This is a genomic window from Klebsiella electrica (assembly GCF_006711645.1).
GTDB lineage: Bacteria > Pseudomonadota > Gammaproteobacteria > Enterobacterales > Enterobacteriaceae > Klebsiella > Klebsiella electrica.
Genome location: NZ_CP041247.1, coordinates 2,529,146 through 2,549,939, shown reverse-complemented (window position 1 = coordinate 2,549,939; position 20,794 = coordinate 2,529,146). Strand labels below are relative to the sequence as shown.

At 54.2% G+C, this 20,794-nt stretch carries 25 protein-coding genes; 9 read left to right on the top strand and 16 right to left on the bottom strand.

The window, feature by feature from the left end; translation table 11 throughout:
• Positions 1-73 precede the first annotated feature (73 nt).
• The 4 genes from Electrica_RS12200 to sad all read right to left on the bottom strand — a co-directional run bounded on the left by Electrica_RS12200 (position 74) and on the right by sad (position 4,366).
• Positions 74-1,495: a GGDEF domain-containing protein gene (locus Electrica_RS12200; protein WP_165457208.1), complete on the bottom strand. Its 1,422-nt coding sequence runs from the start codon at positions 1,493-1,495 to the stop codon at positions 74-76.
• 115 nt (positions 1,496-1,610) lie between these two features.
• Complete coding sequence (locus Electrica_RS12195; RefSeq protein WP_100683740.1) at positions 1,611-1,976, bottom strand: DUF4186 domain-containing protein; 366 nt, start codon at positions 1,974-1,976, stop codon at positions 1,611-1,613.
• The gene (glsB, locus tag Electrica_RS12190) at positions 1,976-2,902 is read right to left on the bottom strand and encodes a glutaminase B (protein ID WP_141964580.1); all 927 of its coding nucleotides are present in this window, start codon (positions 2,900-2,902) and stop codon (positions 1,976-1,978) included. Before glsB ends, Electrica_RS12195 begins: the two co-directional genes overlap by 1 nt.
• 78 nt (positions 2,903-2,980) lie before the next feature.
• Positions 2,981-4,366, bottom strand: a complete 1,386-nt coding sequence (gene sad / locus Electrica_RS12185; RefSeq protein ID WP_141964579.1) for a succinate-semialdehyde dehydrogenase — start codon at positions 4,364-4,366, stop codon at positions 2,981-2,983.
• A gap of 118 nt (positions 4,367-4,484) precedes the next feature.
• On the opposite strand from sad, the gene ptrR reads away from it, so the two are divergent.
• Positions 4,485-5,363, top strand: coding sequence for a putrescine utilization regulator PtrR (ptrR, locus tag Electrica_RS12180; RefSeq protein WP_032687636.1), 879 nt, complete (start codon positions 4,485-4,487; stop codon positions 5,361-5,363).
• On the opposite strand, the gene Electrica_RS12175 is transcribed toward ptrR, so the two are convergent.
• The 3 genes from Electrica_RS12175 to Electrica_RS12165 form a co-directional block, all read right to left on the bottom strand.
• Positions 5,317-5,799 (bottom strand): GNAT family N-acetyltransferase, encoded by a 483-nt coding sequence (locus Electrica_RS12175; protein ID WP_131050378.1) that lies wholly within the window; start codon positions 5,797-5,799, stop codon positions 5,317-5,319. The two genes, ptrR and Electrica_RS12175, sit on opposite strands and share 47 nt — an antisense overlap.
• 90 nt (positions 5,800-5,889) lie before the next feature.
• The gene (locus tag Electrica_RS12170) at positions 5,890-6,684 is read right to left on the bottom strand and encodes a PhzF family phenazine biosynthesis protein (RefSeq protein ID WP_141964578.1); all 795 of its coding nucleotides are present in this window, start codon (positions 6,682-6,684) and stop codon (positions 5,890-5,892) included.
• Between the two features lie 9 nt (positions 6,685-6,693).
• On the bottom strand, positions 6,694-7,485 hold the full coding sequence (locus Electrica_RS12165) for a PhzF family phenazine biosynthesis protein (protein WP_100683836.1): 792 nt from the start codon (positions 7,483-7,485) through the stop codon (positions 6,694-6,696).
• Positions 7,486-7,689: 204 nt separating this feature from the next.
• Here Electrica_RS12165 and Electrica_RS12160 point away from each other — a divergent pair, with 204 nt between their 5' ends.
• Positions 7,690-8,889 carry a sugar transporter gene (locus Electrica_RS12160; RefSeq protein ID WP_131050380.1) on the top strand — a complete coding sequence of 400 codons (1,200 nt, stop codon included), beginning with the start codon at positions 7,690-7,692 and terminating at the stop codon, positions 8,887-8,889.
• An 87-nt stretch (positions 8,890-8,976) separates the two neighbouring features.
• On the opposite strand, the gene Electrica_RS12155 is transcribed toward Electrica_RS12160, so the two are convergent.
• The gene (locus Electrica_RS12155) at positions 8,977-9,645 is read right to left on the bottom strand and encodes a MarC family NAAT transporter (RefSeq protein WP_100683746.1); all 669 of its coding nucleotides are present in this window, start codon (positions 9,643-9,645) and stop codon (positions 8,977-8,979) included.
• Between the two features lie 227 nt (positions 9,646-9,872).
• Between Electrica_RS12155 and marR the strand changes: the two genes are divergently transcribed.
• From marR to marB, 3 genes are read left to right on the top strand one after another with little or no spacing between them, the layout of a single operon-like run.
• Entirely contained in the window at positions 9,873-10,307 is a 435-nt protein-coding gene (gene marR / locus Electrica_RS12150; RefSeq protein ID WP_100683747.1) for a multiple antibiotic resistance transcriptional regulator MarR, read from the top strand.
• A gap of 17 nt (positions 10,308-10,324) precedes the next feature.
• On the top strand, positions 10,325-10,705 hold the full coding sequence (gene marA / locus Electrica_RS12145) for an MDR efflux pump AcrAB transcriptional activator MarA (RefSeq protein WP_100683837.1): 381 nt from the start codon (positions 10,325-10,327) through the stop codon (positions 10,703-10,705).
• Positions 10,706-10,735: 30 nt separating this feature from the next.
• On the top strand, positions 10,736-10,942 hold the full coding sequence (gene marB, locus Electrica_RS12140; protein WP_100683748.1) for a multiple antibiotic resistance protein MarB: 207 nt from the start codon (positions 10,736-10,738) through the stop codon (positions 10,940-10,942).
• A gap of 181 nt (positions 10,943-11,123) precedes the next feature.
• On the opposite strand, the gene Electrica_RS12135 is transcribed toward marB, so the two are convergent.
• Positions 11,124-11,606: a glutathione peroxidase gene (locus Electrica_RS12135; protein ID WP_141964577.1), complete on the bottom strand. Its 483-nt coding sequence runs from the start codon at positions 11,604-11,606 to the stop codon at positions 11,124-11,126.
• 379 nt (positions 11,607-11,985) lie between these two features.
• On the opposite strand from Electrica_RS12135, the gene Electrica_RS12130 reads away from it, so the two are divergent.
• Together Electrica_RS12130 and Electrica_RS12125 are read left to right on the top strand one after the other, a co-directional pair.
• Entirely contained in the window at positions 11,986-12,555 is a 570-nt protein-coding gene (locus Electrica_RS12130; protein ID WP_141964576.1) for a hypothetical protein, read from the top strand.
• 299 nt (positions 12,556-12,854) lie between these two features.
• Positions 12,855-14,078 (top strand): MFS transporter, encoded by a 1,224-nt coding sequence (locus Electrica_RS12125; protein WP_141964575.1) that lies wholly within the window; start codon positions 12,855-12,857, stop codon positions 14,076-14,078.
• A 166-nt stretch (positions 14,079-14,244) separates the two neighbouring features.
• Here Electrica_RS12125 and Electrica_RS12120 read toward each other — a convergent pair whose 3' ends face one another.
• The 7 genes from Electrica_RS12120 to Electrica_RS12095 form a co-directional block, all read right to left on the bottom strand.
• Positions 14,245-14,601 (bottom strand): hypothetical protein, encoded by a 357-nt coding sequence (locus Electrica_RS12120; protein ID WP_141964574.1) that lies wholly within the window; start codon positions 14,599-14,601, stop codon positions 14,245-14,247.
• A gap of 20 nt (positions 14,602-14,621) precedes the next feature.
• The gene (locus Electrica_RS12115; RefSeq protein WP_141964573.1) at positions 14,622-15,713 is read right to left on the bottom strand and encodes a serine hydrolase domain-containing protein; all 1,092 of its coding nucleotides are present in this window, start codon (positions 15,711-15,713) and stop codon (positions 14,622-14,624) included.
• Positions 15,697-15,891: a hypothetical protein gene (locus Electrica_RS29205; RefSeq protein WP_141964572.1), complete on the bottom strand. Its 195-nt coding sequence runs from the start codon at positions 15,889-15,891 to the stop codon at positions 15,697-15,699. Before Electrica_RS29205 ends, Electrica_RS12115 begins: the two co-directional genes overlap by 17 nt.
• Entirely contained in the window at positions 15,873-16,853 is a 981-nt protein-coding gene (locus Electrica_RS12105; RefSeq protein WP_009310076.1) for an IS5-like element ISKpn26 family transposase, read from the bottom strand. The genes Electrica_RS29205 and Electrica_RS12105 overlap by 19 nt, the downstream gene beginning before the upstream one ends.
• 147 nt (positions 16,854-17,000) lie before the next feature.
• Positions 17,001-17,135: a hypothetical protein gene (locus Electrica_RS29135; RefSeq protein ID WP_266095181.1), complete on the bottom strand. Its 135-nt coding sequence runs from the start codon at positions 17,133-17,135 to the stop codon at positions 17,001-17,003.
• 155 nt (positions 17,136-17,290) lie between these two features.
• On the bottom strand, positions 17,291-18,541 hold the full coding sequence (locus Electrica_RS12100) for a sensor histidine kinase (protein ID WP_131050384.1): 1,251 nt from the start codon (positions 18,539-18,541) through the stop codon (positions 17,291-17,293).
• Between the two features lie 22 nt (positions 18,542-18,563).
• Positions 18,564-19,292 (bottom strand): response regulator transcription factor, encoded by a 729-nt coding sequence (locus tag Electrica_RS12095; protein ID WP_455428488.1) that lies wholly within the window; start codon positions 19,290-19,292, stop codon positions 18,564-18,566.
• A gap of 65 nt (positions 19,293-19,357) precedes the next feature.
• Between Electrica_RS12095 and Electrica_RS12090 the strand changes: the two genes are divergently transcribed.
• Both Electrica_RS12090 and Electrica_RS12085 read left to right on the top strand, forming a co-directional pair.
• Entirely contained in the window at positions 19,358-19,573 is a 216-nt protein-coding gene (locus Electrica_RS12090) for a hypothetical protein (protein ID WP_141964571.1), read from the top strand.
• A complete protein-coding gene (locus Electrica_RS12085; RefSeq protein ID WP_141964570.1) occupies positions 19,573-20,487 on the top strand; it encodes an ATP-grasp fold amidoligase family protein in 915 nt (304 codons plus the stop codon). Before Electrica_RS12090 ends, Electrica_RS12085 begins: the two co-directional genes overlap by 1 nt.
• Positions 20,488-20,794 lie beyond the last annotated feature (307 nt).

Here is a 20,794-nt window from a genome sequence, read left to right as displayed (position 1 = left end):
CCATGTAATTGACCACATCACTATGTTTTTAACTAATATTTAACACAAGCGAAATTGTCATCGCGTTTTCTTATTACCGGTTTTCCGCCAGCGTCGGCGTACAAATTCGATTGCGCCCGGCTTTCTTCGCGTTAATAAGATAATCATCGGCAGCCATCAGCAGCTGATTAAACAGTTCGGTGATCCGCCCGTTACTAAGCGGACGACACTCCAGCCCCAGGCTGAGGGTCAGTTTGATCTTGTGCGGCCCCCAGACGAAGGTTTGCGCCGCTACGCCCTGGCGGATTTTCTCCGCCAGCAGTTCGCCCTCGCGCGGCGTCGCACTCAGCATGGCGACGGCGAACTCTTCCCCGCCAACGCGCGCCACCAGTCCCTGTTCGCCCACCAGATCGCGTACCCGCTGAGCGAACTGAGTCAGCACGCAATCCCCGCACTCGTGACCCCAGCTATCATTAACCCGCTTAAAGCCATCGATATCCAGCAACATCACGGTTAGCTGCTGCGTTGCTGATTGCGGTTGGCGTTTCAGCGCCTCACTCAACCCGGAACGTGAGTAAACCCGCGTCTGGAAATCAAAATCAGCCCGCAGCGCCAGCTGTTTCACCAGGTTATTAATCGCGTCAACACTTGAAGCGACAATTACCGGGCTAATTAACATCGCCGCAATGCCCAGCCGGGTCGAGAACAGCTGCCACGGCTGCAGATGCGCATCGGGAGAAAGATGAACTAACGCGTTCGCCACCAGCAGGATCTCACCGATTCCGGTGAGGAAAGTCAGCAGACAGGTCAGCGGCAGCGGATAACGAATCGCACACCAGATCAGCGCCGGCAGCGGGAAAGTGATAGTTTCGGCGCCCCCGACGGCAACGCCAAGAATAATGGACAGCACCAGCACTAAAACCGGTAGCAGCTGACGCCAGCGGAAACCGCTGAGCGTCGAAGGGATAGTCACCGTCAGGATAAACGGCAGGATCAGCACCGCCGTCGAGAACTGTTCGCTAAACCAGTCGCCCAGCAGAGAGAGAAATGTCTCCCGCTCGACATCCATTGAGCCAAGCGTCCCCACCGCGGCGCTGAGAAAAGCCGCCAGCAGGCAATAGCAGAACAAATTCAGCACATTAATCGGGCCTGGCATCGAATCCGTCCGCCGCTTATCCCACAGCAGCAGCTGCGCCAGACTGACGATAAAGACCATATTCGAGAAGTTAATCAGCAGCGAGGCAAAGCCCATTCCCCAGCGCGAGGTCAGGCCGTCGTATACCATCATCGCCACAAAACAGGTGACATAAAAATAGCTACGATTGAGCCAGACATAGCGGACGAAGATCCCGACCATCACGGCATTCAGCGGCCAGAAAAAGGACAGTTCCTGGACCAGACGCAGCATGGCACCAAAAAAATGGAGCAACAACGTTAAGGTGAATAACACCAGTGCGTCACGCACGGGATGTTCCTCACGAAACAGCGTGAATGACCGAATCGACAGTGAAGACATTCAGAGATAATCCGTCTAATTGTTTCAGGCAATTATTATGTTGATAATTAGTTAGCGGATTATCATAGCATGAGAATATTTATCCAGCATCCCCAGGCCGGATAAATGCGCATGATTAGCGTGCGGATGAATTCATCTGGATAACCAGCCAACGATGGATCACCTGCACCACATATTGCTGCTCCCGGTCCGTCAGCTCGCGCCCGGCGGGAATATCGTGCCACTTCGCGAGACAGCCGCGACAGCAGGTGGCGGTGGCATGCTGGGCGATAAACACCGGATGCCCGCGCATCGGCGTCTGTTTACCGTCATTCGCGATCTGCGCTGGCGCCAGACGGCGGGCAATAAAATCCGCCGCGTGCTGGTCGATGGTCTCCGGCCCTTTCTCGACACAGTACTGCCGCTCTTTGCTGCCAAGATGGAAGCGCGAGCGAAAAGTCGAACGCTGGAGGCGGGCAAATAAATAATCCATCTTCTCCATCAGAATACCGACCTTCCCAGGCGTTGCGTCAGCTTTTCCAGCACCGCGATCCCCGCCAGCGAGTTACCGGCCGCATCCAGCTCCGGGCTCCACACCGCGATGGCCATCTCCTGCGGGACGATCGCGACAATACCGCCGCCGACGCCAGATTTCGCCGGCAGCCCGACGCGCCAGGCAAACTCGCCGGCGTTCTGGTACATCCCGCTGGTCATCATTAAGGCATTCACCTGCCGCGACTGGATTGGGGCAATCACCGGGGTCTCCAGATGCGGGGCCACCCCGCGATCGGCGAGAAACAGAAACGTCCGCGCCAGTTCGTGACAGTTCATTTCCAGCGAACAGTAGTGAAAATAGTTTTGCAGCACCGTCGCGACATCATTATCGAAGTTGCCGAATGATTTCATCAGCCAGGCGATCGCGGCATTGCGTGCCGAGTGTTCAAACTCCGAACGCGCCACCAGCGGATCATAGGCGATATCCGCCACTCCGCTCAGACGACGCACGATTTCCAGCATTCTCTGCCGCGGCGCGCTCAGTCGGCTTTGCAACATATCGCAGACCACCAGCGCGCCAGCATTGATAAAGGGGTTACGCGGTTTGCCCTGCTCAATTTCCAGCTGTAATAGCGAATTAAACGGTTGTCCGGAAGGATCTTTCCCCACCCGCTGCCAAATCTCATCCTCCTGATAGTGGTTCATCGCCACCACCAGACTCAGCACTTTGGAGATCGATTGAATGGAAAAACGCTCGTGGGCATCGCCGGCGGCATAGTATTGACCATCCACCGTGCAAATCGCCACGCCAAGCTTATTACCGCTGACGTTTGCCAGCGCCGGAATATAATCCGCCACTTTGCCACGCCCAATCAGCGGCCTGATTTCTGCCAGAATTGTCTCCAGCATTGCATTATTAATGACCGTCGCCACACCCGGCTCCTTGCCCGCCGTCAAAATTCGGGCTGCGAGTATAGCAGAGCACGACGACGATCGTCAGGTGCGTCTTCGTTAGCGACGGTCTTTCCATACGGTCTGGATATTGCAGAACTCATGCAGACCAAAGTGGGATAGCTCACGACCAAAGCCGCTCTTCTTCACCCCGCCAAACGCCACGCGGGCATCGCTGGCGCTGTAACCGTTGATAAAGACGCCGCCGCACTCCAGTTCGCGAGAAAAACGCCCGGCTTCATCGACGCTGGCGGTAAACACGGTCGCCGACAGACCGAATTCGCTGTCATTAGCTAGCGTCAGGGCATGGATGGCGTCGCGTGCCACGGAAATGGTCGCCACCGGGCCAAACAGCTCCTGGCGGAATCCGGTCATCTCCGGGGTCACGTCGCCCAGCACCGTTGGCGCATAGTAGTTGCCCGGCCCGGCGATTTTCTCCCCCCCAAGCAGCAGGGTCGCCCCTTCAGCCAGGGTAGCCGTGACCTGCTGATGTAGCTCATCGCGCAGATCGAAACGCGCCATCGGCCCAAGATAGTTGGCCTCATCACGCGGATCGCCCATCTTCAGCGCCTCAACCGCGGCAACCAGTTTTGTGCTGAAGGCCTCGGCAATCCCGGCCTCAACGATAAAGCGCTTCGCGGCGGCGCAAACCTGTCCGGTGTTTTGATAGCGGCCAATCACCGCGGCTTTGACCGCTTCGTCGAGGTCGGCATCATTGAGGACGATAAACGGATCGGAACCGCCCAGTTCAAGAACGCATTTCTTCAACGCCGCACCGGCCTGGGCGCCAATCGCCTTCCCGGCGCGCATGCTGCCGGTTAGCGTCACTGCGGCAATACGCGAATCGTTGATCATTTGTGAGACGCCGTCATTCGTCGCGTTCACCCAGCCAAATACGCCATCTGGCAGCCCCGCCTGATTGACGATTTCGCCAATCAGCGCCGCGCAGCCCAGCACATTCGGCGCATGTTTCAACAGATAGCTATTCCCCGCCAGCAGAATCGGCACCGCACCGCGCAGTACCTGCCACAGCGGGAAATTCCACGGCATAATGGCGAGGATCGCGCCCAGCGAGCGATATTCAATCACCGCATTGTTATTTTCCACCTGAGTGGCTTCAGTCGCCAGCATGGCCGGACCGTGCTCTGCATACCAGTCGCAGAGATTCGCGGATTTCGCCACTTCGCCGCGAGCCTGAGCAATCGGTTTGCCCATCTCAAGACTGATCATTTGCGCCATCTCTTCGCCACGGGCGCGCAGGGCGTTACCGATATTACGCAGGGCGTCGGCGCGCTGTGCGAGGCTGACGGTGCGCCACTGACGATAGCCCTGTTCAGCAAGCGCAATCGCCGAATCCACCTCTTGTTCGCTCGCCCAGGGCAGAGACGACACCCTTTCTCCCGTGGTCGGGTTGACGGAAACCGCGTGAGTTGCAGATAAATTCATCGTTATGCTCTCTCTGTTAATGACGAATGGTGATTGCGAATTGACCTCATTCTGGCTTACCCTTCCTTTCATTGAAAATGAATAATATTAAGCAACTCATTCACAAAAGAAGAATACCATGGACCTGACCCAGCTTGAGATGTTTAACGCCGTCGCCAGCACCGGCAGCATTACCCAGGCCGCGCAGAAGGTGCACCGCGTGCCGTCAAACCTGACGACCCGTATTCGCCAGCTGGAGGCCGATCTCGGCGTCGAGCTGTTTATTCGTGAGAACCAGCGCCTGCGCCTTTCACCGGCGGGACACAGCTTTTTGCGCTACAGCCAACAGATCCTCGCGCTGGTCGATGAAGCCCGAATGGTGGTCGCCGGGGATGAGCCGCAGGGGCTGTTTTCGCTGGGTTCGCTGGAGAGTACCGCCGCGGTTCGCATTCCCTCGACGCTGGCGCTGTATAACCAGCGTTATCCAAAAATCCATCTCGCGCTCTCTACCGGCCCATCCGGGACGATGATCGATGGCGTACTGGAGGGCACCTTAAGCGCGGCCTTTGTCGACGGGCCGCTGGTCCATCCGGGCCTTGAGGGGCTACCGGTCTTCCCGGAGGAGATGATGATTGTGGCACCCTTCGGCCACCCGCCGATTACCCGCGCCAGCGAAGTGAACGGCAGCAATGTCTACGCTTTTCGCGCCAACTGTTCCTACCGCCGCCATTTTGAAAGCTGGTTCCACGCCGACCGGGCAACGCCGGGGCGGATTCATGAAATGGAGTCCTATCACGGGATGCTGGCCTGCGTCATTGCCGGTGCCGGACTGGCGCTGATTCCGCGCAGTATGCTGGAAAGTATGCCCGGTCATCATCAGGTGTCGGCCTGGCCGCTGGCCGAAGAGTGGCGCTGGCTGACGACCTGGCTGGTCTGGCGGCGCGGCGCGAAAACCCGTCAACTGGAGGCGTTTATAGCGCAGCTGAACGAAGATCGGCAACGAGCAGTTTCTCCATAAACAGGCTCAGCGGATCGGGTTGATACGGAGCGAAGGCGCTGCGGGTCTGATAACCCCAGCGGGTATACAGTCTGATCGCCGCCTGCTGATGGATGCCGGTCTCCAGCCGCACGGTATGGCAGTCCCGGTGCAGTGCTTGCGTTTCCAGCGCCGCCAGCAGCCGTTCGCCAAGCTGTTGCCCGCGATGATGCGGATCGATAAACACCCGTTTCATTTCGCCAACCCCATCGTTGCCGAGCACAATCGCCCCGCAACCGACCGCCCGTTGCCGGGCATCGCGGATCAGCAGCACAATCACCGACTCCGCCGCCAGCTGGCTCAAATCAACCAGGTGGTTACTCTCGGCCGGATAGAGGGATTCCTGATACGCATCCAGACGGGCAATGAGAGCCGTCAGATCCGCATCGTTTATGGCTGTCGGGGCGATGGTGTACATAGGCAAGCTCCTTTTTTCGCCTACTGTAGCGTAGCGCATCCCCCCTGACTCATAGCGTTAACTTATACCGCCCGCCGCGGCTTGCGCTAATCAATTGAACCGCAGCAATATTTTCCCCTGCAGCCAGGTCACCGCCTGCCCGGCCATCAGCACGCGGTCGCCCTTCAGTTCACAGCGAATATCGCCGCCGCGTGCCGATATCTGGCGGGCCAGCATTTTGCTTTTCCCCAGCTTCGCGCTCCAGAACGGGATCAGCATGGTATGCGCCGAACCGGTGACCGGATCTTCCCATACGGCTTCTCCCGGAGAGAAAAAGCGGCTGACGAAGTCATACTCGCCATCGCCGGGAGCGGTAATCGTCACCTTATGTTCTCCGGACATCATGGTCTCGATAGTCGGACGCACGGCGGCAACCTCTTCGCGGCTGGCCAGCTCGATAAGCCATGCCCGGCCACGGCGGGCGCTGACGTACCGCTCAACGCCTAATCCGGCCAGCAGGGCCGCAGGCGGAGTCGTTTCTTGCGTGGCGCCCGCCGGGAAATCGAGGGTCAGCCAGTCCCCTTCCCGGCTCACGGTCAGGCGACCGGACGCAGTCGCGAAATGAATCACCGCGTGTGGGAAGTCAAGATGATGAAAAATAACGTGTGCGCTGGCGAGCGTCGCGTGACCGCACAGATTGACTTCATTGCGGGTCGTGAACCAACGCAGAGAAAACGACTCCCCCTCGCGCACCACGAAAGCGGTTTCAGACTGATTATGCTCCTGCGCCATCTTCAGCAACACATCATCCGCCAGCCATGCGTCCAGCAGACAGACCGCCGCCGGGTTACCGGAAAAGGGCCGTTCACTGAACGCAGAAACCAGATACACGGGGATCTCTTTCACGGTATCTCCTTAACGTAGCGTGATGGTGCCCGTCATGTACGTTATCGCCTGCCCGCCAATCAACACCCGATCGCCCTGCCACTGGCAGCGCAGATCGCCGCCGCGTGCGGAAACCTGCCGCGCCTGCATGGTCGTCTTAGCCAGTTTCTCCCCCCAGTAGGGGATCAGCATACTGTGCGCCGAGCCGGTCACCGGGTCTTCGAAAACACCCTCGCCCGGGCAGAAAAAGCGGCTCACAAAATCATATTGCTCATCGGCGGCGCTGACGCAGATCATTTTGCCCGTCTGCGCAAGCAACGACATATTCGGCCGCACGGCCTCAACCTGCTGGCGATTTTCGAGGACCACCAGATAGTCCCGCCCCTCGCGAATCTCTACCGCGGTGTCCAGCCCCAGCCCGGCAAGCAGCTCCGGCGGCGGCGCGCTAACCGGAGTGGTTTGCCACGCCGGGAAGTCTAACGTCAGCCAGTCGCCGTTGCGCGTCACCCGCAGCTCCCCGACAAAACGGGTACTGAACACGATAGTGGCGTAAGGATGGTCGAGATATTCAAAGATAATATGCGCCGAGGCCAGCGTGGCGTGGCCGCAGAGGTTAATCTCATGCTGCGTGGTGAACCAGCGCAGCTCATAACCCTCATCGGTGCGCACAAAAAAGGCGGTCTCAGACTGGTTGTGCTGCTGCGCCATGCTCAGCAGCGTTTCGTCCGGTAGCCATTCGGTGAGTGGACACACCGCGGCGGCGTTGCCGCCAAAATTGCGATCGCTGAAAGCGTCTACCAGGTAAAAATCAATTTCCTGCATCATACAACTGTTCCTGTTTTTTACTTTTCTTCAACATGACATAAAAGCGGAGCATGTACACGATCTATATAAAAATGAATCCGTTAGCTTTTCGCTGCCACCGGCGACATAATGAGATCCAGATCACAAAACGATTGTATTTTCACCAGCAATCGTTTTAAGATCGCGCCCTCTTCTTCCTCTTTAGTAACCAGCGCAGAATCTATGATTACAAACACGGTTTCACGCAGAGTCGCGTGGCTTCGGGTAGTCACGCTTGCGATCGCCGCTTTCATCTTTAATACGACTGAATTCGCTCCGGTCGGTCTGCTGTCCGATATTGCCGACAGCTTCGGCATGGAAACCGCGCAGGTGGGCATGATGCTGACCATCTATGCGTGGGTGGTCGCGTTAATGTCGCTGCCGTTTATGCTGTTGACCAGCCAGATGGAGCGTCGCCGTCTGCTGATCGGCCTGTTCATTCTGTTTATTGCCAGCCATGTGCTGTCGTTCTTTGCCTGGAGCTTTAACGTTCTGGTGATCAGCCGCATCGGTATCGCCTTTGCGCACGCGGTCTTCTGGTCGATAACCTCGGCATTGGCAATCCGTCTGGCGCCGCCGGGCAAACGTGCCCAGGCGCTGAGTCTGATTGCAACCGGCACCGCTCTGGCGATGGTATTCGGCATTCCTGTCGGCCGTATTATCGGGCAGTATTTTGGCTGGCGGATGACCTTCCTGGCGATCGGCCTGGGCGCGCTGGCGACGCTGGTATGCCTGTTTAAGCTGTTGCCAGGACTGCCCAGCGAGCATTCCGGTTCGCTGAAAAGCCTGCCGGTATTGTTCCGTCGCCCGGCGCTGCTGAGCATCTATCTGCTGACCGTCATTGTGGTGACCGCACATTACACCGCCTACAGCTATATTGAACCGTTTGTACAAACGGTAGCCGGTATGAGCGGTAATTTTGCCACCGTGCTGCTGCTGATCCTTGGCGGCGCGGGGATCGTCGGCAGCGTGCTGTTTGGCAAACTGGGCAACAAGCATGCTTCCGGGCTGATTAGCAGCGCCATTGGCCTGCTGCTGATCAGTCTGCTGCTGCTGTTGCCGGCAGCGCAAAACGCCCACCACCTGATCATATTGAGCCTCTTCTGGGGCATCGCAATCATGATTATTGGTCTGGGGATGCAGGTCAAGGTTCTGGCGCTGGCGCCGGATGCCACCGATGTGGCGATGTCGCTGTTTTCGGGGATCTTTAATATCGGTATCGGCGCGGGGGCGCTGGTTGGTAGTCAGGTCAGTACCCATCTTTCAATGGACTCTATCGGCTACATCGGGGCGATTCCGGCGCTGGTGGCGCTGGTGTGGTCAATCATGATATTCCGCCGCTGGCCGGTGTCGCTGGACGATCATCAGCCTCACCACTCCTGAACGGGGTGAAGCGATAAAAAAGCCTGCCGATGCAACAACCGGCAGGCTTTTTTGTTCGCGGGCCGAAACGCCGCGACGGCGACGTTATCAGGCGTGATAGGTCGTAATAATTTCCAGCACGCCGTTGATAATAAACTGTACGCCCATGCAGACCAGCAGAAAGCCCATCAGGCGCGAAATCGCTTCGATTCCCCCTTTCCCGACCAGCCGCATGATAGCCCCTGAACTGCGCAGGCAGGCCCAGAGGATAATGCCGACCAGCGCAAAGATAATCGGCGGCGCGACCATTACCACCCAGTGCGAAAAATCGACGCCATGTTTCACCGTCGATGCGGTGCTGATAAGCATAGCGATGGTCCCTGGCCCGGCGGTGCTCGGCATGGCCAGCGGCACAAACGCGATATTGGCCGACGGTTCATCGACCAGCTCTTCGGATTTTATCTTCGCTTCCATCGAGTCATGCGATTTCTGCTGCGGGAAGAGCATCCGGAACCCGATGAAGGCAACAATCAAGCCACCGGCAATCCGCAGGCCGGGAATCGAGATACCGAAGGTACTCATCACCACCTGACCGGCATACCATGCAACCATCAGGATAATGAATACGTACAGCGAGGCCATCAACGATTGTTTATTGCGCTCCTCGTTGTTCATATTGCCAGCCAGCCCAAGGAACAACGCAACGGTCGTCAGTGGGTTCGCCAGCGGTAAAATGACCACCAGCCCCAGACCTATCGCCTGAAAGAGTTCAATCATAATTAATTAAGGCCCCGTTAATCGTTCACTATTTAAAGTCTCGCCGCGCAAGTATAACTTTTGTCGTCAATACCATTCCAGCCCTTATCGTCCGGACTCCGGGCCGCTTCAGCCCGGGTCAGAAACCCGCTTTAGCAAATCGTGTCATCAGCTAATTCATCAGGTTGACATATTATTGCCTGGGCAATAATATCAGCAGCAATTAACTACTTGCCTGGGCAACCATTGTGAAAAACACAAGCGATCTGTTTAACGAAATGATCCCCCTCGGGCGCTTGATCCAGATGGTTAACCAGAAAAAAGATCGTCTGCTCAACGAATATCTCTCACCGATGGATATTACTGCCACCCAGTTTCGGGTGCTTTGTTCCATTCGTTGCGAAGTATGTATTACCCCCGTTGAGCTGAAAACCGTGCTGTCGGTCGACCCAGGCGCAATGACGCGCATGCTCGACCGTCTGGTCTGTAAAGGCTGGATTGAACGGTTACCCAACCCCAATGACAAACGCGGCGTACTGGTGCAGTTAACGCCAGACGGAGCGGCCCTTTGTGAGCAGTGTCATCAGGTTGTGGGTCAGAAATTGCACCAGGAATTAACAAAAAATCTGTCGGCGGATGAAGTGGTCAACCTTGAGCATTTACTCAAAAAAGTCCTGCCGTAATAAGAAGAGGTAAGATGATGTCCAGACGCAATAATGACGCCATCACTATCCATAGTATTTTGTCGTGGATTGAAGATAACCTGGAATCGCCCCTGTCGCTGGAAAAAGTGTCCGAGCGTTCTGGTTACTCCAAATGGCACCTGCAAAGAATGTTTAAAAAAGAGACCGGCCACTCCTTAGGCCAGTACATCCGCAGCCGCAAGCTGACGGAAATCGCGCAAAAACTCAAGCAGAGCAACGAGCCGATTTTATACCTGGCAGAGCGATACGGTTTCGAATCGCAACAGACGCTGACGAGAACCTTTAAAAACTACTTCGACGTTCCGCCGCACAAATATCGCATGAATAATATGCCGGGTGAATCCCGCTATCTGATGCCACTAAACAACTGCTGTTAAGCGCCTGCAACAAGACGTATTGAGGAAATCATGAAACTATTCGCTGCCGCTGCCATTGTCCTGGGCGCCCTGGTCTCCAGCCAGAGCTATGCGGAGCAAACCACTACCCCGGTTCGCCACACTCAGCGCGATGCGATGATTATGCCTTCCGAACATAACGACTCGCCATTTGATTTCAATCATATGGCCGCCGGTAGCGACAAATCGGATGAGCTGGGCGTACCGTATTACAATTAACTGCACTACCCGAGCATTTTGCCCCGTTTACGGGGCTTTTTTTTGCGCATCTGACGCCAACCCGCAGCCTGTGGCGCGTCGGTATGCTGCCAGACGCCTGTCCCCTTGCTTGCTCCCTTTTTGATGCCCTGCGGTTTACCGGCGGTGCTCTAAAAATGACGGGTTTGTTTGACAAAAACGCTTAGCGTTTAAGCGCAGCAACGATTGCGGCTTCCATTTTCTCCGGGGTGGCGATCGGCGCAAAACGCCGGAGCGGTTTGCCGTCGCGACCGATCAGGAACTTAGTAAAGTTCCACTTGATCCACCCTCCCAGCACACCGGGCAATTCGCCTTTCAGGTAACGAAACACCGGGTGCGTTGCGGCCCCGTTCACCGCCACCTTCTCAAACATCGGGAAGCTCACACCGTAGTTGATATGACAGGTCTGCGCGATTTCGTCGGCATCGCCGGGTTCCTGCTTCCCGAACTGGTTGCAGGGGAAACCCAGTATCACCAGGCCCTGGTCGGCGTACTTCTTGTAGAGCGCTTCAAGGCCTGCGTATTGTGGCGTGAAGCCACAGTGGCTGGCGGTATTCACCACCAGAACCAGCTTGCCCGCGTAGTCGGCCATGGCGATGGGCTGGCCCCGCAGACTGGTGGCAGTAAGTTCATAAAAGGGAGTCATAGCGGGATCCTCAGGGCAAAAGCCGTTCAACATCGACATTGCACACAGTGCGTTGGGGTATAAACATAGCGCGTGGAACGTGGGCATGGCGGGCAGACCCCGTTCATGATAGCGTGGCAAGTCCGCATTCGCGAGGGCAAACGCACCGTGGCACTTAACATGTATCAGCTGATGCATGGCCTGCAGGCCACTAACATCAAGAGACTGCTGCAGTCCGATAAGCGTTGTGCGTTGAGCAAGATGCGGGGTAGCCCCATGCTAAATCGAATGATTGAAGCAGGTTCGGAAGCTATGATAAACAGCAATGGATATTGGTAAGTCGCGTCTTAAAGATATTCATCGGTTATCCCAGAGGAAACAGCAAACAGGAATGGTTGAAATGATGAAATATTTATCGCTGCTGGTCGCAGTGATTCTGTCAGGGTGCGCAAGCGCGCCAAACTTGCCGCCTACCGATACCATCGTGGCGGTGAAACCTATTGAGTCCGGCATTATCGCCAGCTCAGCTAAATACAGTTACCGTTTCTTTCGTAACGGCGTGCCGCAAGAATATCAGCGTTATAAAACATTTTATGACCGCTTTCATCAACAGGCCTCCGGTGTGCGGGTTAACTTTGTGGTAGAGCAACATGAAGTGGCGGCAGAGTACCTGGTGGTGATGGATAAACGCAAACTGGATGCCGGGCAGCTTACGCTGCTGACCAATGAGTATCAGGCGGTGCAGATGGATAACAATCGCCTCGGTGTTTTGTTTAAAGCGACAGGATTTTGGTCTGCATCGCACGCACCAGAACTGGCAGCCCCGTATCAGCTGGAACACCCGGTAGTGGTCTCAATTAATGATAAGACCCAAACTCTGAGCACGGCAGGAACCATCGCCCTGATCCCTTTAGCCCCCTTGTTTCCGCTGGTCATGATGTACGGATGCGCCACTGGGCCCTGTATATGAAACTCACGACGTCTTAGACGACCTGGCTTTAGCGGGAGCACATTAAGGAGGTGATAATAAAAACCTCCAGTCCCTCTCCTTTGAGCGCAGACCGGGATGGATTCATCACGTCCGCCAGGAGCGAGATGCGGGCATTAAACTTCAAGAGTGCTATCTGTTTTTTCTGTGCTAAAGTGCGATATCCGTTGCCAGTAGCGTGCCGTTTCCGATGTAACGATTTTCTTTTTTAACAGTGCTTATCTTCCGCGTTGCCTGTGGGCTGCGTGGGCTTCTGTTATTTAAGATGAGAATCTTTCCACATGAACACGCTACTGTTTGCGCTCATTAGCGCGCTGCGTCGCCATCGCTGGCTGCGCCTCCTTGGTTTTGCCTGTACCCTGTCATCGCTGGGCAATGGGCTTACTCAGGTCATTATTTTCGGCCAACTTTTACACTGGCAGGCCTCTCCCGCGACGCTGACCATAGTGTATATGCTGTCGATGTTGCCCGGCTTTATTGGCAGCATCTGGGGAGAGAGGTTGTGTCAGAAAACCTCTCCACTGCAGATCCTGATTTTTACCGAAATACTTGGTCTGCTTGCGCTTGTTTTTCCATGGTATGGTTTGCTGCATCATAGCATTCCGGCTTTGCTGGTTGTGCAGTGCGCGGAAGCACTGTTCAGCGGCATAAGCTACCCGGCGCTGACTTTGTTGTTCAAGCGCGGGTTACGCCATGAGGAACTCCCTGCGGCAACGGCCATGGAAACCATCATTTTTGCCTCACAGGTTTTGTTAGGCACTGGCCTGGGGGTTGTACTGTTTGACGTGATTGCGCCCATCTATCTGCTTGCCCTTGATGCCCTGAGTTTTTTAGCTTCTGCGACTCTGCTGGTAATATCCGTCGCTGCTTTTCGCGGTACAGAACGGCAACCTGTGGAGGTTGCGTCAGGCAAACAGGAACCATTATGGCGCGCCATATCTCCTTTGCAAAAAAGAAGCATTATGCTGTTACCCGCACTTGCCGCGGTGGGATCGCCAGCGATGGCGCTTTTGCCTGCGCTGGCGCAAGAAATCAGGCCTGAAGATTCAACCGGGCTGGCATTACCTCTACTTTTTGCCCGTAGCCTTGGCCAGCTCTGCGGGCCATTAATGCTTGATGCCAGTAAATTGCAGCGCTATAGCGCTAACAACGGAATGTTATTTGTCTGCCTCGTAGCATTTATCGGCAGCTATTTCATATTACCGTTATCCGCGGGATATCCTGGTGCTGGGCTCGCGCTGATCTTCAGTGCACATATGGCATCGAATATTGTCTTTGCTTTGGGGACGTTCGGTATTCTGAGAAACTTCCCACCAACACAGGTTGCGAAAGCCAGTGCGATGTCATGGCGTGGACAGGTGCTGACTGCCGCCGTTTCCACCGGGATAACCAGCGTGCTAGCGCAGTACTTTGGCGCTTTTAGCGCGCTTTATAGTGTTTCGTTGTTTAGTCTGGGAACTGTCGGCGTTTTGCTCTGGTTGAGCCAAACCAGCAGAGCAAGATAAGTCTCGCTTTCGGGAGTAGGGGTTTTGCCCCCTACTCTGGTCTTTGCTGCATTTGGGCGGGAGCAAACGGCAAGTCCCCCGCTCAAACAAACCATTCAGTTTCAGCGATCCCTGACAGGGCTGATACCAGTCAATCAAAGCTTACTCCCCCCTCGGAGTAACAGCATCACGCGAAGAACAGGAGTATTAAGCCTGAAGTCAGTTTGATGAAAATACCGCTCTCTAGCGGATTTCTCGACGAACCTGAGCCCTGATGAATGCTGAACCACTGCTTCTCCCAGGTATGGTACACGCCATAGGACACCAGCGAGGCCTGTAGAACATATGTCAACATGTGCAGAGCAGAACCTATTGGCGACAGACGCGAAATAGTTTGCAGCGACTCTGCAACAGAAATAATAAGAATGCTAAACAGACTATAATTCAGCAATCTCATCTTATGATTGATTAGCCATTTTCTCATGTGAAATGCGCCCGCCGAGAAAAGTGTCAGCAAGGCCCAGATAATATCAATCCAGTTCATATTTTCATTCCAGAAAAAATTTAGTTATCTACAGGCTGAGATATTAATAAGCGTATTGCAGGTGTTATCACAGGCCATGCGGTATCAGAAAGGATGACGACGCCTGTCTTGCTGGCCCTGTCGATGGCAATGACCGAGGCATAGCCAGCAGTTTCGCCATTATGCCAGGTTATCTCACGTCCTCTGAATTTTGTTGTAAACCAGCCATAACCGATCCTTGTGTCACGTTCATCCGTTGACCGTTTCGGATCCATCGCAACACTTCCCGGTAATTTGCCGCGGAGCAAGGCCTGCGTATATTTAACCATATCGGTGATGGTGGACCTCACGCCACCGGCAGGGGCAAACGAGAACATGTACCAAGGGGCCTCACGATATCCTGCGGCTGACCAACCGCGACTGACGTCGTTTTTTGCGCCATCGTCTGGTGTCGCGACAAAGGTATTTTTCATTCCTGTAGGGGCCAGGAGTCGTTTATTCAGCAACTCGCTATAGGACATATGAGTCATTTTTTCCAGCGTAAGACCGAGAACTGCGTAACCCATACTGGAATACCTGAAATAATTATTTTCCTCTTTTTCTGTTCTACGCAGCATCGCAATGATGTCATTCTCTGAGAAACGCCACGGGTTCTTATGAGTGGCGATGGCTAATAACATCAAGGCGCTCTGCAACGGCGTTGTCGATATGTCAGGAAGCCCCGAATGGTGAGAAGCCAGTTCTGAGAGCCGGACAGATGCCATCGCTACGGGTAGGCCGGGGAGGAGTTCGCCAACGGTGGTTTCGGGTTTGACCTCCCCACGATTCTCGGCATCAGCCAACAATGCCGCCGTCATCGTTTTGCTCAGACTACCGACCTCAAATTCCTGACTAAAATCCCCTCCCCAGAGACCATACTGGACCCCTCCCGGTTTAATGAGCGCGACCGCTACATGGCCGCGAGCACCGCGGAGAAACGGCGTCATAAATCGTACCAGCTGTGCATCACCGGTTATATTTCTCGATGGTGAACTAAATCCTGCCTGTAGATAAATCCCCGAAAGGACAATCACCACAAAAATTGTCACTGAAGCTATGACTCTTGCCAGAATAGTTTTATTGCCTGGTAACATACCTTTCCTTAGGGAAGGTGCGAATAAGCAGGTCATTTCTTCCCAAGCTGACTCGCTGATTAAAATTTCGCGGATCTGGGCCGATTTTTTTCCCGCAAACACATCGAATCAGCCTATTTAGGCTATTTTTTCCACCATTTCTGGCGTTATTTCCGGTTTTTACTGAGATCTCTCCCACTGACGTATCATTTGGTCCACCCGAAACAGGTTGGCCAGGGTGAATAACATCGCCAGTTGGTTATCGTTTTTCAGCAGCCCCCTGTATCTGGCTTTCACGAAGCCGAACTGCCGCTTGATGATGCGAAACGGGTGCTCCACCTTGGCACGGATGCTGGCTTTCATGTATTCGATGTTGATGGCCGTTTTGTTCTTGCGCGGATGCTGCTTCAAGGTTTTTACCCTGCCGGGACGCTCGGCGATCAGCCAGTCCACATCCACCTCGGCCAGCTCCTCGCGCTGTGGCGCTCCTTGGTAGCCGGCATCGGCTGAGACAAATTGCTCCTCTCCATGAAGCAGATTACCCAGCTGATTGAGGTCATGCTCGTTGGCCGCGGTGGTGACTAGGCTGTGGGTCAGGCCACTCTTGGCATCGACACCAATGTGGGCCTTCATGCCAAAGTGCCACTGATTGCCTTTCTTGGTCTGATGCATCTCCGGATCGCGTTGCTGCTCTTTGTTCTTGGTAGAGCTGGGTGCCTCAATGATGGTGGCATCCACCAAAGTGCCTTGGGTCATCATGACGCCTGCTTCGGCCAGCCAGCGATTGATGGTCTTGAACAATTGACGGGCCAGTTGATGCTGCTCGAGCAGGTGGCGGAAATTCATGATGGTGGTGCGATCCGGCAGGGCGCTATCCAGGGATAATCGGGCAAACAGGCGCATGGAGGCGATTTCGTACAGGGCATCTTCCATGGCACCGTCGCTCAGGTTGTACCAATGCTGCATGCAGTGAATACGCAGCATGGTCTCCAGCGGATAGGGCCGTCGGCCATTGCCCGCCTTGGGATAAAACGGCTCGATGACAGCGGTCATATTCTGCCATGGCAGAATCTGCTCCATGCGGGAGAGGAAAATCTCTTTTCGGGTCTGACGGCGCTTAGTGCTGAATTCACTATCGGCGAAGGTGAGTTGATGGCTCATGATGTCCCTCTGGGATGCGCTCCGGATGAATATGATGATCTCATATCAGGAACTTGTTCGCACCTTCCTTAGTATGAATACTGGATAAGATAATAAATGGAATCGACGGTGCCTTCATCCAGCATCGGATTATCCGCTGTCTGGCTGTCAGGATAACCGTTGACGAAATTCGCTTTCACCTTCCGCCGCAGCGATAAAACCATTGCGCGAATATATAAAGGTATTAAAGCCGGTCATGTTATTCGGGCCTTCACCGGTTTTCGTCATCACGGGGGGTGGCATGCGTATCTCCTGATAAGTCATCCTTTTCACATTATGGCGGAAGGAGTGTCAGGAAATTGTTAGGGCCTTGCTGCGGAATATCGCAGGATACCGTCGTTTATGCGTTTTCGGGAATGATATCCGGGGTGGAACTCACCAGCCCTGGGGCGTGAAAATCACTTTGCTGTTGTCCGCTGTACCGTATCGCGTAACTCTAGTGTAAAACGGCATCCCTTCTCAGAACTTTCGACCGTCATGCCCCAGCCTAAATGCTCCACAATGCGTTGCACAATGGATAAACCAAGCCCTTCGCCACTGAGCCGGGCGCCGCGCTGAAAGCGGCGAAACTGCTGGGGATCGATACTGGATGGTAGCCCCGGTCCGCTATCGCATATGACGATCGTCGTACCATGCATCGCCAGACGAACCTCCCCCATTTCGGTGTACTGACAGGCATTGCGCAGAAGATTCCAGATGACGCTGCGCGCTAACTCGGCATTGGTACATGCGTGGGGAGAGGATGGTAAGTCAAGGATTAAGTTGACCTCTTTTTTTGCCAGCCAGGGCTGGCATCGGGCGACGCACTCCTCAAATATCGGGCGCAAAGGTACGTCGGACTGCGGCAGCGTTTGCGGATCGCGCGAGAGCAATAAAAGACAACTTAGCTGACGCTGCATTTCCTGGGTGGTGTGGACGATGCGTTCCGCGCTTTGTACCAGATGGCTATCCGCGGGCAACTGGTGGGCGATAGTTTCTGCTGCGCCGGCAATGATAGCCAACGGCGTGCGTAATTCGTGACTGGCATCGCCGACAAAGCAGCGCTCACGCTGCAGAAAACGTTCCAGTTCGTCGCTATGTTGGGCGAATGCGCGCGCTAAAATGCCGATTTCATCATTTGCGTCCTGGTAGGGTAAGGGTTTTTGCTTGCGTTGCACAACTTCCGCCAATCGCGTGATGGGGATGGTCACTCTCGCTGATGTCAGTCGACCGATCCAGTATGCGCACAGAATACACAGCATAATAACCAGCGGCGCGAAGCCATCAATCACCAGCTCAAGATACCCGTATTTCTGGCTCTCTTGCAGCAAGTAGTAGCGCTGATTGTTAACCTCAAATACGAACAAGTACCGGTCTTCAGGTTTTGCCAGGCGATGGTAGCCCGGCGCAAGCTGGCGCAATTTTTCAGGCACATTGCGCGCATCATAGAGCTGGCTTCCCTTCGGGACGACCGGAGGAAACCCTCTCGCCATCTCCCCTTCCAGTCTGGACGCCTCATCCTGCATACTTTGTGATACGACATATGCGCGAAGATCGTCGTAATCAAGCTGCTCTGCCACGACAACAAAAGCCATGATCGCGACCATCAGCAACACGAATGAAATAGTGATTCGCGTCTTGAGGGTCATTTGCTGGTAAAGGGATTTCATGATGGTTCCACTCTGCGTACGATTATTCCGGGGCGGCCCCTCCGGGCTTATGCAGGCGCAAACCTACGCCATGCACCGTTTCTATCAGTACAGATGTGAAGTTTTTGTCAATTCTCTGCCGCAAATCGTGAATATGTGTGCGCAAAGCCCCACTTTCAGGGGGATCCTCCCCCCACAGGAGATACTCCATCTCTCTTTTTTTGACGACTTCAGGGGCCGCTCGCATCAGACACAACAGCAATTTATGGGTCGTTGGCGTCAGATTGATTGTCTGCCCCTGACGCCACGCCTGCGGTGTCCTGGTATCGACAAGCAGATCTTCCCAGGCCAGCGTTCCCAGGACCTGCCGCCCCTGGGCGCGGCGAACCAGCGCCTGGATCCGCGCATCCAGCTCCTTTAATGAAAAAGGTTTGACCAGATAATCATCGGCGCCCATCGCCAGCCCTGCAACACGATCGTCAACGGGATCGCGGGCGGTCAGCATCAGCACCGGTACAGGGTTCTGAAACTCCGTGCGCAGTCGACTGCACAACGTCATTCCGTCCAGACGGGGCAACATCAGGTCCAGTAAAATCGCATCATAATCATTCTGCGTGGCCATTTTCAGGCCTGTAGCACCATCACGTGCATCATCCAGCACATAACCTTGCGGCTCAAAAAAGGCATACAGGTTGGCGACTAAATCAGGATTGTCTTCAATGATGAGGAGGCGTGTCATAAACGATGAGTACCTTGAAAAATAGACCGACAAACTTAACAACATCCTGACATAGTTTTTTAGATACTGCGCTCGTTTTGATTCATCAGGAATTGCGCATGTTTAACTATTCGTCATTTGTGCAGCTCAAGCCACGACACCGGACCTCGGCTGCGGCCCTGGGTTCCGCCAAAACCACACACATAGCACATCGGGTAGCGCTCACCTCGCACCTGTCCCTTCCTCTGCTGTTGACGTTGTTTGTTCCTGACGTTGCGCCTGCCGCCGTGAGCGTCAATTTTACCGCAAGTGTTCATAACTTAATGGAGGAATAATGAACAAGTTTAATGCACTCTTAAAATACTCTGAGTATCAGATTAAAAAATTACGCTCTTATATTATAAGCGACAGGCGTTTTCATGCCGGACGACTTCAGAGAATTTACGGATCCCGTCCCGACTTGAAGCATCCGGTTACTCTGAATGAAAAAATATGTCACCGTATGATTTACGACCACAACCCACTTTATACCCTGTTAGCGGATAAATTAGCGGTTCGCGAGTACATTGATGCTCGTAGCCAACATATAAAAACCGTTCCGCTGCTTGGTATTTACAGAAACGTGAATGAAATAGACTTCAGTCAATTACCAGACAAATTCGTTCTGAAATGCAACCATGACAGCGGTAGTACTATCATCTGTCTGGATAAATATACATTTAACGTCCCCAGAGCCTTGCGCCAGTTAAATTCTGCGCTGAAGAAAAATATGTATTACCGCACCAGGGAGTGGCAGTACAAGCACATTCCCCCGGTGATACTCTGCGAAAGCTACATTGATTTATTTTCGCACGGAAAAAGAGAGATAACCCCGGAGATGCTAAGATTACATTGCTTCCATGGTTCCGTTGGTTTTATTGAAGCTGACTTCATGGACGCTGATGGCAAAGAGTATATTAATGTTTTTGATCGTTACTGGCAGTTGCTGCCTTTCCAAATGGAGTACCCAAGTACACCCTATGAGGTCCCCGAACCCCAGGCGTTACATCAGGCAATAGCCTCCGCGCAGGAGCTGGCAAACGATATTGATTACTGTCGGGTAGATCTCATGCTGCTGCGCGATACCATTTATTTTAGCGAAATTACGCTTAGTCCACGCAGGGGGAAACTGATTATTAATCCTGCTCAGTGGGATACTATCCTGGGTGAGATGTGGCGACTCCCCAGAGCCAACACGGAATTAAGTTAATATTTTAATGTGTGGAGCCTATGGGGTTCGCCGCGAAACGGGAAATATCATACGTTATGCCTGTTTGCCCGGCAGACAGGCAGTTTTGAGCGAGAGCAGATAAAAATACCGAACAGTTATTACTGAACAACGGGTCGGTATCGTGGTTCAAAGAGTTATTAGCGGCATTCCGGGGACCGAATGAAGGGCCTAAACTACGTCTGTGGCAAATCTACGAACCATGGTGAGTGGCAGCCTTGCGATATCCAGACTGATCTTATCGTGCCTGCGCTTTGCCGCTGGCTTCTGATAACGCGCCCAGAGATGT

Bases quoted from the DNA above. Each gene is read 5' to 3' on its own strand.
- Electrica_RS12155 (WP_100683746.1), bottom strand. From the start codon at position 9,645: ATGATTGAACTCTTTCAGGCGATAGGTCTGGGGCTGGTGGTCATTTTA.
- Electrica_RS12105 (WP_009310076.1), bottom strand. From the start codon at position 16,853: ATGAGCCATCAACTCACCTTCGCCGATAGTGAATTCAGCACTAAGCGC.
- Electrica_RS12165 (WP_100683836.1), bottom strand. From the start codon at position 7,485: ATGCAGGAAATTGATTTTTACCTGGTAGACGCTTTCAGCGATCGCAAT.
- Electrica_RS12120 (WP_141964574.1), bottom strand. From the start codon at position 14,601: ATGAACTGGATTGATATTATCTGGGCCTTGCTGACACTTTTCTCGGCG.
- Electrica_RS12160 (WP_131050380.1), top strand. From the start codon at position 7,690: ATGATTACAAACACGGTTTCACGCAGAGTCGCGTGGCTTCGGGTAGTC.
- Electrica_RS12085 (WP_141964570.1), top strand. From the start codon at position 19,573: ATGAACAAGTTTAATGCACTCTTAAAATACTCTGAGTATCAGATTAAA.
- marB (WP_100683748.1), top strand. From the start codon at position 10,736: ATGAAACTATTCGCTGCCGCTGCCATTGTCCTGGGCGCCCTGGTCTCC.
- Electrica_RS12135 (WP_141964577.1), bottom strand. From the start codon at position 11,606: ATGACTCCCTTTTATGAACTTACTGCCACCAGTCTGCGGGGCCAGCCC.
- Electrica_RS12200 (WP_165457208.1), bottom strand. From the start codon at position 1,495: ATGTCTTCACTGTCGATTCGGTCATTCACGCTGTTTCGTGAGGAACAT.
- sad (WP_141964579.1), bottom strand. From the start codon at position 4,366: ATGAATTTATCTGCAACTCACGCGGTTTCCGTCAACCCGACCACGGGA.
- Electrica_RS12090 (WP_141964571.1), top strand. From the start codon at position 19,358: ATGTTTAACTATTCGTCATTTGTGCAGCTCAAGCCACGACACCGGACC.
- ptrR (WP_032687636.1), top strand. From the start codon at position 4,485: ATGGACCTGACCCAGCTTGAGATGTTTAACGCCGTCGCCAGCACCGGC.
- Electrica_RS29135 (WP_266095181.1), bottom strand. From the start codon at position 17,135: ATGCCACCCCCCGTGATGACGAAAACCGGTGAAGGCCCGAATAACATG.
- Electrica_RS12130 (WP_141964576.1), top strand. From the start codon at position 11,986: ATGATGAAATATTTATCGCTGCTGGTCGCAGTGATTCTGTCAGGGTGC.
- Electrica_RS12175 (WP_131050378.1), bottom strand. From the start codon at position 5,799: ATGTACACCATCGCCCCGACAGCCATAAACGATGCGGATCTGACGGCT.
- Electrica_RS12195 (WP_100683740.1), bottom strand. From the start codon at position 1,976: ATGGAGAAGATGGATTATTTATTTGCCCGCCTCCAGCGTTCGACTTTT.
- marA (WP_100683837.1), top strand. From the start codon at position 10,325: ATGTCCAGACGCAATAATGACGCCATCACTATCCATAGTATTTTGTCG.
- Electrica_RS12125 (WP_141964575.1), top strand. From the start codon at position 12,855: ATGAACACGCTACTGTTTGCGCTCATTAGCGCGCTGCGTCGCCATCGC.
- Electrica_RS12115 (WP_141964573.1), bottom strand. From the start codon at position 15,713: ATGTTACCAGGCAATAAAACTATTCTGGCAAGAGTCATAGCTTCAGTG.
- Electrica_RS12100 (WP_131050384.1), bottom strand. From the start codon at position 18,541: ATGAAATCCCTTTACCAGCAAATGACCCTCAAGACGCGAATCACTATT.